The sequence below is a fragment of the Actinomadura litoris genome (assembly GCF_009733595.1).
Classification (GTDB): Bacteria; Actinomycetota; Actinomycetes; order Streptosporangiales; family Streptosporangiaceae; genus Spirillospora; species Spirillospora litoris.
This window is the reverse complement of the sequence record NZ_WOFH01000001.1, coordinates 381,097-391,130: the sequence shown is the minus strand read 5'-3', so window position 1 is coordinate 391,130 and position 10,034 is coordinate 381,097. Positions and strand designations below refer to the sequence as shown.

Genomic DNA, 10,034 nt, shown 5'->3' with positions numbered 1-10,034 from the left:
AGTCGCCCCGATGACCATCGACGACGTGAAGGCCGGCATCGCCGCCGCGCTCGCCGAGGAGGGCCCGGTCGCCGCGCTGACCGTGCTGCGCCTCGCGGCGGACTGGTCCGGCCGGGCGCTCGCCGCCGGCTTCGACGACGACGTGGCCGCCTTCCAGGCCGTCGTGGCGCTGGACGACGCGCTCGAACCGCTCGGCGCCGTGCGGGAGGCCGTCCCGGCGCTGGTGGAGGCGGCCTCGCCGGGCGCGCCCGTGGACGCCCACCTGCGGGAGCGGCACGACGAGCTGGCCGCCGCGCGGCGCCGCCTCGCCGCCGACCGCGCCGCGCTGGACGAGCTGGGCGAGGCGCGGGAGGAGCTGGCCGACCTCACCGCCGAGCACGACCGGCTCCGCGAGCGCCTCGCCGAGCTGCGCCGGCTGCGCGAGCTGGCCGGGGAGGTCGAGGCGCTGCGCGACCAGGCCGCCGCGTTCGACGCCGAGGCCGCGCGCCCGGCACGGGAGGCCGAGCGGGCGCTGGAGGAGTCCGCCGGGACCCTGCTGCGCGTGACCCGCGAGCAGCTCGCGCTGCTCGGCCCGAGGGTCGCGGCCGCCGTGCGGGACGCCGCCGCCGCGAACGCCGAGCTGACCGAGCTGCGCGAGCGGCTCGGCGGCGCCGAGGAGACCGCCGAGAGCGCCCGCGCCGAGCTGGCCGCGGCGGCCGAGGGCTTCGAGCGGCTCCGCACCCGCCGCGACGAGGTCCTGCTCCCGCTGCGCGCCTACCGCCAGGCCGACCGCGAACTGCTGACCGCGCTGAACGGCGGCGTCGCGCCCTTCACCAAGGAGAGCGGCCTGGAGCGCGCCGAACGCGAGCTGGCCACCATCGAGGAGCGGCTCGGCGCGATCGACGAGATCCTCGCCCGGGTGCTGACCGAGCACGTCCAGGCGCACGACCGGGCGCGCGCCGCCCTCGGCTGGACCGGGTAGCCGGGGGTTAGCGCCACGTGTGAGCAGCGCTTAGAGTCGACGGGAAGGGATATTGAATGGACGTCCCGTAGAGGCTTGGGCAGACTCGTTCGCCCAGGTCGAGTGACTTACCAGAGGGAGCGGCATGAGGATCGGGATCGTCGGGGCCACCGGGCAGGTCGGGAGCGTGATGCGGCGCATCCTGGCCGAACGCGGGTTCCCGCTGGACGAGCTGCGCCTGTTCGCCTCCGCCCGCTCCGCCGGCCGCAGGCTCCCGTTCGACGGCGCCGAGATCACCGTCGAGGACGCCGCGACCGCCGACTTCTCCGGCCTCGACATCGTCCTGTTCTCCGCGGGGAAGGGCTCCTCGAAGGAGCTGGCGCCCAAGGTCGCCGCCGCCGGCGCCGTCGTGATCGACAACTCCTCGGCCTGGCGGATGGACCCCGACGTCCCGCTCGTGGTGTCGGAGGTCAACCCGCACGCGGCCGCGAACCGGCCGAAGGGGATCATCGCCAACCCCAACTGCACGACGATGGCCGCCATGCCGGTGCTGCGGCCGCTGCACGCCGAGGCCGGGCTCGCCGCGCTGGTCGTCGCCACCTACCAGGCCGTGTCCGGCAGCGGGCTCGCGGGCGTCGCCGAGCTGCACGAGCAGGCGTCCAAGGTCGTCGAGGGCGCCGACCGCCTCACCCACGACGGCGCCGCCGTCCAGTTCCCCGACGCGCGGGTCTACGTCGCGCCGATCGCGTTCAACGTGCTGCCGATGGCCGGTTCGATCGTCGACGACGGCCTCGCCGAGACCGACGAGGAGCAGAAGCTCCGCAACGAGAGCCGCAAGATCCTGGAGATCCCCGGACTGCGCGTGTCGGGCACCTGCGTCCGCGTCCCGGTCTTCACCGGCCACTCCCTCCAGATCAACGCCCGCTTCGAGCGCCCGATCGGCACCGAGCGGGCGAGCGAGCTGCTGTCGGGCGCGCCCGGCGTCGTGCTGGCCGACGTCCCGACCCCGCTCCAGGCCGCCGGTCAGGACCCGACCTACGTCGGGCGGATCCGCCGCGACGAGACCGTCGACAACGGCCTCGCGCTCTTCTGCTCCAGCGACAACCTGCGCAAGGGCGCGGCGCTCAACGCCGTCCAGATCGCCGAGCTGGTCGCCGCCGAGTAGCCCGCCCGACCCGAAGCGAGAGCACCGCCCGCGAGCCCCCTCGGCTCGCGGGCGGTGCCGTCGTCTCCGCTGGCGGCCGATCAGGATGGCGCGGTTCGCCGCCGCGGCGGAGGTCAGGACGCGGCGCGGCTCCCCCTGACCTCAAGCGAGCCCAGCAGGGCGGCGGTGGCCTGGGCGACCTCCTCCACGGCGCGGTCGAACGCCTCGGCGTTGTGGGCGGCGGGGGCGCGGAAGCCGGAGATCTTCCGGACGTACTGGAGCGCGGCGGCCCGGACGTCCTGGTCGGTGACTTCCTCGGCGAAGGGCGGGCGGAGCGTCTTGATACTGCGGCACATGCCTTCATTGTTACCTCCCGCACCGACAAAACCGCAGGCCGGCCTACCTGGACGGCGCCACCGGCTCCGCGGCGGGGTCGGCGTGGGCGGCGGGCCGCCCCAGCCTCGCCCCCTCGATGTCGAGGTCGGGGAGGATCCGGTCGAGCCGGCGGGGGATCCACCAGGCGGCCTTCCCGGTCAGCGCGAGGACGGCCGGGACGAGCGTCATCCGCACCAGGAACGCGTCGGCCAGCACCCCGGCGGCCAGGCCGAGCGCGATGGGCTTGAGCGTGAGGTCGTCGGTGGTGACGAAGCTCGCGAAGACCGCGAACATGATCAGCGCGGCGGCGGTGATGACCCGGCCGGTGTGCCGCGCGCCGGTCAGCACGGCCTCGCGCGGGCGTCCGGTGTGGACGTGCTCCTCGCGGATCCGCGACACCAGGAAGACCTGGTAGTCCATGGCCAGGCCGAACAGCACGGCGATCACGACGATCGGCATGAAACTGAAGACCGGCCCGGTGGTGGCGACGCCGAACAGCCGGGCGAGCCAGCCCCACTGGAAGACGGCGACGACCGCGCCGAACGCGGCCCCGGCCGACAGCAGGAAGCCCGCCGCCGCCTTGATCGGGACGAGGACCGAGCGGAACACCAGCAGCAGGAGCAGCAGCGAGAGCCCGACCACGACGGCGGTGAAGGGCGGCAGCGAGTCGCGGAGCCGGTCGGACACGTCGATGGCGGCGGGCGTGGAGCCGGTGACCAGCACCCGGGCGTCGGCCGCCGCGCCGAGCGCGGGCGTCCGGGCGCGGATCCTGCGGACCAGCCCCTGGGTCGCCTCGCTGCGCGGGCCCTGCTCGGGGACGAGGTTCACGACCGCCGTGCGGCCGTCCCCGCCGCGTTCGGGATCGCCGATCGACTTCACGCCGCGGATGTCGAGCCCGCCCGCGACGCGGTCGGCGGCCCGGACCGGGTCGCCCCCGCGGGTCTGGACGAGGATCAGCAGCCGGCCGTTGCTGCCGGGGCCGAACGCGTCCGAGATCAGGTCGTAGGCCTTGCGCTGGGTGGACGCGGGGTCCGCGGTGCCGTTGTCGGGCATCGCGAGGTCGAGCCGCAGCGCCGGAAGCGCCATCGCCCCGAGCGCCAGCAGCACGACCGGGATGGTGACCAGCGGGCGGCGCGTCACCAGCCGGGCCCATCGCAGGCCGCCGGCTCCGGCGCGTCCCGGACGGCCCGCGCGCGAGCCGGGGCGCGGGCGCAGCCGTTCCCCGGCGAGGCCGAGCAGGGCGGGGAACAGCGTGATCGCGGCGGCCACCGCCATCAGCACGGTCAGCGCGGCGGCCAGGCCCATCACGGTCAGGAACGGGATGCCGACCACGCTCAGCCCGGCCAGCGCGACGATCACGGTGAGCCCGGCGAACACGACGGCGCCGCCCGCCGTCGCGACGGCCCGCGCCGCCGACTCCTCGGCCGCCATCCCCTCGGCGAGCTGGGACCGGTGCCGGGAGCCGATGAACAGGGTGTAGTCGATGCCGACGGCGAGCCCGACCATCAGCGCGAGGCTCGGGGCGGTGTCGGAGATCGTCGCGACGTTGGAGACCAGCATCAGCCCGAGCAGCCCGATCGCGAGCCCGGCGACGGCGGTCAGCAGTGTCAGCCCGGCGGCCAGCAGCGAGCCGAATGTGAGCACGAGGACGACCAAGGCGACGCCGACGCCGATCGCCTCGCCGACGCCGGCCTCCATGCCGGCGGTGCTGTAGACCGTCCCGCCGACCTCGGCGCGCAGGCCGCCGGACCTCGCCGTGGCGGCGATGTCCTCCAGGGCGGTGACGCTGGAGTCCTCCAGCACGTCCCGTTTGATGGGGTAGAGCACCTGGGCGAGCGCGGTGCGCCGGTCGGCCGAGATGCTCCCGGTCTTGAACGGGTCGGTGACCTCGGCGACCTGCGGGGCCGAGCGTGCCTCGCGCACCGCGTCCCGGATGCGGGCCTTGTGGGCGGGGTCGTCCACGGTCTTCCCGGGCGGGGCCGCGAACACCAGCTGCGCGGTCACCCCGGTCGCCTCCGGCAGGGAACGTTCCAGCAGGTCGATGCCCTCCTGGGACTCCGATCCGGGGATGGTGGCCTCGCTGTCCAGGTGCGAGCCGTAGGCGGCGAAGGCGCCCCCGACCAGGAACAGCAGCGCCAGCCAGCCGGTCAGGAAGCGCAGCCGGCACCGGAACGCGGTACGGCCGAGCCGGTGGAGCAGGGTAGCCAACGGGGGTCCTCTCAGGCCGGGGGGAGCAGGGCGGTGAGCACGGCCGCGAAGGCTTGCTCGATGACGTCCTCGGTGACCGCCTCGGGGTCGGCGAGATGCTCGTTCACCAGGCCGTTGGTGAGGCAGTGCAGGATCAGCCCGGCCAACTCGGCGGGGATCCGCGCGCCGGTCAGCTCGGCGACGGCGCGGGCGGCCGTGTCGCGCTGCGCGCGGCGCATCGGCGCGAGCACGGCCCGGGTCTCCGCGTCCCGGGCGGCCCGCGCGGCGAACTCCAGGCCGAGCTGGCCGTGCCCGGTGTCGGTGACGATCCGGGACGCGATCAGCGCGGCGACCCGCTCGACGACCGCGCGGGTGTCACCGGCGGCGTCGATCTCGGCGGTCACGGTGGCCAGCTCGTCCTCGGCCCCCTGCCCGAGGACGGCGGCGAACAGCTCCCGCTTCCCGCCGAAGTTGGAGTAGACCGCGCCCTTGGTGAACCCGGCGGCGTGCGCGATGTCCTCGATCCGGGCGTCGTCGTAGCCGCGCTCGGTGAACACGCGCACCGCCTCGTCCAGCAGCCGCCGCCGCACCTCCTCGCGCGGGACGCGCCGCGCGGGCCCTGGGTTGTCGCTCATGACCGGACCGTAGCATACTCAAAGTACTGAATACTTTCGGTATCGACCAGGAGGCCCGTTGACCATCCCGCCGCACCGCTCGCCGCTCCTGGGCGCGCCGCTCCTGCTCGTCCTCCTCGCGGGCTGCGGCGCCTCGGCCGACGACGCGTCCCCCGAGCACCGCGACTTCGGCCCCGTCGGCTCCAGCCTCACGATCACCAAGGACCGGGGCGACCTGGACATCCGTCCGGCCGACGTCGAAGGCGTCCAGGTGACGCGGCGCTTCGACCGCTGGACGCTGGTCGGCGGCGGCCCGTCCGCGAAATGGGGCCTGTCGGGCGACCGGCTGACCCTGGCCACCGACTGCGGCGCGCTGACGGACTGCGCGGTGCGCTACCAGGTGCTGGTCCCGCGCGGGACGGCGGTCGCCATCAAGGGCCAGAACGGAACGATCACAGCCGAGGGCTTCACCACCCCGCTGCGCGTCCACACCACCAACGGCGCGATCAGGGTCAACGGCGCCTCGGCCCCCTTGGACCTGCGCAGCGAGAACGGCGCCCTGCATGCGACCGCGACCAGCTCCCCCCAGGTCTCGGCCAGGACCGACAGCGGCAAGGTGGCCCTCCTGTTCGCGACGCCCCCGCAACGGGTGGACGTGACGACGGACAACGGCGACGTGAAGCTGACCGTCCCGCACGCCACCTACAAGGTCACCACCGAAACGGAGAACGGCGACGTCCAGGAGAACGTCCCCAAGGACGCCGCCGCCCCCCGCTCGATCACCACCCGCACGGACAACGGCTCAATTACCCTGACCACCCCCTGAGGCGGCCGGATAGGTACTGATCATCGCGCCGAAGTAGGCTTCGACGTCCCCGTCGAGGTGCTCGGGCAGTTCGGCCATGAACTCGCGCAGCAACGGCGTCGCGTTGTGCCGGTTGAGGTCCTCCTGCGACCGCCAGACCTCGTAGAGGAAGAACCGTCCGTCCTCCTGCTCGTGGATGTGGTACTGAAGGCTGCCCTCGTGCCCCCGGGAGGGCGCGACGAGGTCCAGCAGGAGCTTCCTGAGGACGTCGGCGTGCCCCGCCTTGGGAGTGAGGAATCCGTAGAGCGAGACCGGTGCTGATGTCGATGTCATGCGACCAACGCTAAAACGTGCAATCAATGTCAGGTTCAAGGTGAGGTCAGTCACATGAAGATCGGAGATCTGTCCCGCGCCACCGGGGTGGACGTACGCCTCCTCCGCTACTACGAGGCCCAGGGACTGCTCACCTCGCGCCGCAGCGAGGGCGGGCACCGCCACTACGGCCCCGAGGCCCCCGCCGCCGTCGCCCGCGTCCGCACCCTCCTGGCCGCCGGTCTCACCACCAAGGTCATCCGCGAACTCATGCCCTGCTTCGTGGGCGACGGCACCGAACTCCAGGCATGCGTCCTCGACCACATCAGAACCCAGCTCACCGAGATGGACACCCGCATAGCCGACCTGACCCAGGCCCGCACGGCCCTGGCCGGCATCCTCGCCTCCTCCACCCAGGCCCTGACCCCCGCCTGACCCGTATTTGCAGAGCATGCACTTTTTGCATACTCTGCAAGTCATGGAGGCGGGAGAAGGGCGACGCGAAAGGCGCCGCGTCGCGCGTCGCGTGGCGATCCGCGGCGCGGCCGTCCGGCTGGCACTGGAGCGGGGCGGGCCCGACGCGGTGACCGTGGAGGAGATCAGCGAGGCGGCCGACATCTCGCCGCGGACGTTCTTCAACTACTTCACGACCAAGGACCAGGCGTTCTCGATCGAGCCGCACCAGTGGACGACCGAGGAGATCGTCGCCGAACTGCGGGCCCGACCCTCCACCGAGCCCCCCGCTCTGGCGATGCGCGAGGTCATCAAGGCGATGGCGCACGCGGCCGACTTCGCGCATCTGGGCGAGGAATGGGAACTGCTCCAGGAGCTGTACCGGCGCCACCCCGAACTGTTCTCCAGGATGAACCTCGACCAGGTCGACACCACGATGGCGGCCCTGGCCGCCGAGATCGCAAAGCGGATCGGCCCACCCCGATCCGAGGGCCTCTACCCGGCCATGCTCGTCGGCGCCGCCTTCGCGGCATTGCAGGTGGCCGAGAACCGAGGCCGCGTCGACCCGCGTCCGCTGGACGCCCTCATCGACGAGGCGTTCCAGCTACTGGTCCAGGGCCTGTGACCCCTCAGGAGGAACGGTGACCGGCGGCTACGACTCCGAGATGGCCCAAGGCCGGGCGGCACTGGCGACCCGCGACCTCGCCGCCGCCTACCGCCACTTCGGCCGGGCCCACAACCTCGGCCACGACACGCTCGCCCTCCACCTGGCCGCCCACCGAGGTCTGCTGGCCACCGCCTGGAAGCAGCGCAGGCCCGACCGAATGATCACCCAGATCTTCCTGCTCGGCGCCGCCGCCCTCTTCGACCGCAACCAACCCCAGGCGAAAAAGCCCGCATAACCCCACATTCGCCAGCTTCGCCAAGCACGCGACGCTATGGCCCGGCCTACCCACCGCGCCCTCCCCGTGATTCCGTGACGGGACGAGGATGGGCGGCTTACTCTGAGGTCGCGACGTCTCACGGAAGGTGCGGGGCCTGTGCGCGATGGTGGTTCTCCTCCCGCAGATCAAGGTCCGACGGTCGGTCAGAAAATCCAGTTCTATCGGCGGAAGCGCGGAATGTCGCGCGAGGTCCTCGCCGGGCTGGTCGGAAAGAGCGTCCGGTGGGTCAAGGCGGTCGAGCGCGGTGAGATCCAGCAGCCGAAGCTGCCCATGCTGCTCACGCTGGCGGAGGCCCTGAAAGTCCGGGACATCGCCGAACTCACGGGCGGACGCGCGCTACCGGTCACCATGTTCCATGGCCCCGGCCATCCGGCCCTCCCCGCCGTCCGGGACGCGATCAACGCCGTGGTCGTGCCGATCGGGGACGGGCCGCCGCCCCTCGGCCACCTCCGGGCGCGGCTCGACGCGGCGTGGCGGGCACGGCATGCCGCCCCTGACCACCGGACGGTCCTCGGCGCACTCCTGCCGGATCTGATCCGGGACGCCAGGCGCGCCGTCCGGGCGTACGAGGGTGCGGACCGGCGTCGGGCATTGGCGCTCCTCGCCGGTGTGTACAACCTCGCGCAGTTCTTCCTCGCCTACCAGCCCGCGTCCGATCTGCTCTGGCGCGTCGCCGAGCGCGGCATCATGGCGGCCGAGGAATCCGAGGACCCGAGCGCCTTCGCCGGGGCGGTGTGGCTCGCGGTTCAGGCGCACCGCGACGTGAACGACTTCGATGCCGCCGAAGGGGTCAACCGCCAGGGCCTCGAACTGCTCGAACCGCATATCGGGACGGCCACCACGGAGCTGCGCGCCCTGTGGGGGGCGCTGCACCACGAGGCCGCGTACACGGCGGCCCGTGCGGGCCAGCGTGGGACGGCGTGGGGTTGGTGGGAGCGCGCCGACGAGATCGCCCGCCGGTTGCCCAGCGGCTTCTACGAGCCGATGACCTCGTTCTCGCGGGTCGTCATGGGAGCACACGCGGTCACGGTGGCGGTCGAGGCGCGCCAGGGCGGTGAGGCCCGCCGACAGGCGACCCGCTTCGCGGACGCGGCGATCCCGTCGCAACCGCGTAAGGGGCGACACCTGATCGAGGTCGCACGCGCCTGGCAACTCGCCGGGGACGGGCACGCGACGCTCGGCGCGCTGAACGACGCCTTCGCTGCCGCGCCCGAGACGATCCGCTACAACGGCTTCGCCAAGCGCATGACGCTGGAGCTGGCAGAAGGCCCGTCCAACCTGCGCCGTGCCGCCCGTGACCTGGCGGACCGCATCGGCGTACTCGTCTGACGCAAGGGACAGGAACCCTGTCCCTCGGTGGTCGGGGCCCCCTTTAGCGTTCCGTTATGGCCAAGTCGCAGACGGTCGCCAAGTATCAAGCGGACGCCCTCATGGCCACACATGGGCATAGGGCACCCGCCATCTACGCATGGGACGTCAGGACCTCCGCCCTCGGCATGGGGGGTGTCACCGATGCGCGGGAGCGCGCTTTTCGGGAGGTTGACGCCGCCCTCCGCGAGGGTGCTCCTGGCGCGGTCGGGATTGTTCGCGAGGTCGAGCTGAGCCTGGTGGCCGGGGTGTATCGCGACGTTCGCGTGGTGGGGGAGGCGCGGCTGGATGGGGACAGCGGCTCGGTTGTGTGGGCCCATGAATGACACAGGCGTGGGTGCGGCGGCTGGGCTGTCGCATTCACCACGGCGGCGTCGGGGTCCTGCCCCCCGTGGACCCCGCGCCGCCGTGCTTTTGCTCCGTGCGGACGGCGCGGCGGCCGGAACGCCACGCCCACTTCGTAGGAAAGGCGTGATCGTGCCCAATCCTTGGACGGCGCTCTGGTTCACACCACAAAGGCCCGAGCCGGTGGATGACAGGTATCAGATCGACGGCAAGTATGAGTTCATCGGTGATGAGGAAGCCTTCATCGTCGCCGATATCAAGACCCGTGAGATCGTCGGTGCCGCGCACAGTGACGACGTCTCGTCGGGGTGGTGGAACTGCACCATTCACGGGCGCGTGTGCAAGCTGTTCGTGCCGCGCACGGTGGCCGAGCCGCATCTCGACGTCGCCCGGCGGCTCACCCGTTGATCCAGGGTGGCCTGTCATGCGGCCAGATGTTGAGGGGCCCTCGGCGCCGAGGACAGGGTGGCGCCGAGGGCCCGGCGGGGGGCGGGTCCCCGTGGGAACGACGGCCGCACGGGACGGGCCGAGATCGCCCCGTACGGCC

General features: G+C 72.7%; 13 protein-coding genes. 9 read left to right on the top strand and 4 right to left on the bottom strand.

The window, feature by feature from the left end; translation table 11 throughout:
• The first annotated feature begins 10 nt into the window (after positions 1–10).
• Together GNZ18_RS01790 and GNZ18_RS01785 are read left to right on the top strand one after the other, a co-directional pair.
• The gene (locus GNZ18_RS01790) at positions 11–961 is read left to right on the top strand and encodes a hypothetical protein (RefSeq protein ID WP_156214297.1); all 951 of its coding nucleotides are present in this window, start codon (positions 11–13) and stop codon (positions 959–961) included.
• A gap of 124 nt (positions 962–1,085) precedes the next feature.
• The gene (locus GNZ18_RS01785; RefSeq protein WP_156214296.1) at positions 1,086–2,105 is read left to right on the top strand and encodes an aspartate-semialdehyde dehydrogenase; all 1,020 of its coding nucleotides are present in this window, start codon (positions 1,086–1,088) and stop codon (positions 2,103–2,105) included.
• A 113-nt stretch (positions 2,106–2,218) separates the two neighbouring features.
• On the opposite strand, the gene GNZ18_RS01780 is transcribed toward GNZ18_RS01785, so the two are convergent.
• Genes GNZ18_RS01780 through GNZ18_RS01770 form a run of 3 tightly spaced genes read right to left on the bottom strand, consistent with a single transcriptional unit; the run spans position 2,219 to position 5,281 of the window.
• Positions 2,219–2,440, bottom strand: a complete 222-nt coding sequence (locus GNZ18_RS01780; RefSeq protein WP_156214295.1) for a DUF2277 domain-containing protein — start codon at positions 2,438–2,440, stop codon at positions 2,219–2,221.
• 43 nt (positions 2,441–2,483) lie between these two features.
• Positions 2,484–4,667 carry an MMPL family transporter gene (locus GNZ18_RS01775; protein ID WP_156214294.1) on the bottom strand — a complete coding sequence of 728 codons (2,184 nt, stop codon included), beginning with the start codon at positions 4,665–4,667 and terminating at the stop codon, positions 2,484–2,486.
• Between the two features lie 11 nt (positions 4,668–4,678).
• Entirely contained in the window at positions 4,679–5,281 is a 603-nt protein-coding gene (locus GNZ18_RS01770; protein ID WP_156214293.1) for a TetR/AcrR family transcriptional regulator, read from the bottom strand.
• 58 nt (positions 5,282–5,339) lie between these two features.
• Between GNZ18_RS01770 and GNZ18_RS01765 the strand changes: the two genes are divergently transcribed.
• A complete protein-coding gene (locus GNZ18_RS01765) occupies positions 5,340–6,086 on the top strand; it encodes a DUF4097 family beta strand repeat-containing protein (RefSeq protein WP_156214292.1) in 747 nt (248 codons plus the stop codon).
• On the opposite strand, the gene GNZ18_RS01760 is transcribed toward GNZ18_RS01765, so the two are convergent.
• Positions 6,063–6,398 carry a putative quinol monooxygenase gene (locus GNZ18_RS01760; protein ID WP_156214291.1) on the bottom strand — a complete coding sequence of 112 codons (336 nt, stop codon included), beginning with the start codon at positions 6,396–6,398 and terminating at the stop codon, positions 6,063–6,065. The genes GNZ18_RS01765 and GNZ18_RS01760 overlap by 24 nt on opposite strands.
• A 54-nt stretch (positions 6,399–6,452) precedes the next feature.
• Here GNZ18_RS01760 and GNZ18_RS01755 point away from each other — a divergent pair, with 54 nt between their 5' ends.
• The 6 genes from GNZ18_RS01755 to GNZ18_RS01730 all read left to right on the top strand — a co-directional run bounded on the left by GNZ18_RS01755 (position 6,453) and on the right by GNZ18_RS01730 (position 9,895).
• On the top strand, positions 6,453–6,812 hold the full coding sequence (locus GNZ18_RS01755; RefSeq protein WP_156214290.1) for a MerR family transcriptional regulator: 360 nt from the start codon (positions 6,453–6,455) through the stop codon (positions 6,810–6,812).
• Positions 6,813–6,855: 43 nt separating this feature from the next.
• On the top strand, positions 6,856–7,455 hold the full coding sequence (locus GNZ18_RS01750) for a TetR/AcrR family transcriptional regulator (RefSeq protein ID WP_173390600.1): 600 nt from the start codon (positions 6,856–6,858) through the stop codon (positions 7,453–7,455).
• 16 nt (positions 7,456–7,471) lie between these two features.
• Entirely contained in the window at positions 7,472–7,732 is a 261-nt protein-coding gene (locus GNZ18_RS01745; protein WP_156214288.1) for a DUF3703 domain-containing protein, read from the top strand.
• A gap of 138 nt (positions 7,733–7,870) precedes the next feature.
• On the top strand, positions 7,871–9,103 hold the full coding sequence (locus GNZ18_RS01740) for a helix-turn-helix domain-containing protein (protein WP_312874245.1): 1,233 nt from the start codon (positions 7,871–7,873) through the stop codon (positions 9,101–9,103).
• Between the two features lie 56 nt (positions 9,104–9,159).
• A complete protein-coding gene (locus tag GNZ18_RS01735) occupies positions 9,160–9,468 on the top strand; it encodes a hypothetical protein (RefSeq protein WP_156214286.1) in 309 nt (102 codons plus the stop codon).
• 145 nt (positions 9,469–9,613) lie between these two features.
• A complete protein-coding gene (locus GNZ18_RS01730) occupies positions 9,614–9,895 on the top strand; it encodes a hypothetical protein (protein WP_156214285.1) in 282 nt (93 codons plus the stop codon).
• The last annotated feature ends 139 nt before the right edge of the window (positions 9,896–10,034 follow it).

Bases quoted from the DNA above. Each gene is read 5' to 3' on its own strand.
- GNZ18_RS01790 (WP_156214297.1), top strand. From the start codon at position 11: ATGACCATCGACGACGTGAAGGCCGGCATCGCCGCCGCGCTCGCCGAG.
- GNZ18_RS01785 (WP_156214296.1), top strand. From the start codon at position 1,086: ATGAGGATCGGGATCGTCGGGGCCACCGGGCAGGTCGGGAGCGTGATG.
- GNZ18_RS01780 (WP_156214295.1), bottom strand. From the start codon at position 2,440: ATGTGCCGCAGTATCAAGACGCTCCGCCCGCCCTTCGCCGAGGAAGTC.
- GNZ18_RS01770 (WP_156214293.1), bottom strand. From the start codon at position 5,281: ATGAGCGACAACCCAGGGCCCGCGCGGCGCGTCCCGCGCGAGGAGGTG.
- GNZ18_RS01760 (WP_156214291.1), bottom strand. From the start codon at position 6,398: ATGACATCGACATCAGCACCGGTCTCGCTCTACGGATTCCTCACTCCC.
- GNZ18_RS01755 (WP_156214290.1), top strand. From the start codon at position 6,453: ATGAAGATCGGAGATCTGTCCCGCGCCACCGGGGTGGACGTACGCCTC.
- GNZ18_RS01750 (WP_173390600.1), top strand. From the start codon at position 6,856: ATGGAGGCGGGAGAAGGGCGACGCGAAAGGCGCCGCGTCGCGCGTCGC.
- GNZ18_RS01735 (WP_156214286.1), top strand. From the start codon at position 9,160: ATGGCCAAGTCGCAGACGGTCGCCAAGTATCAAGCGGACGCCCTCATG.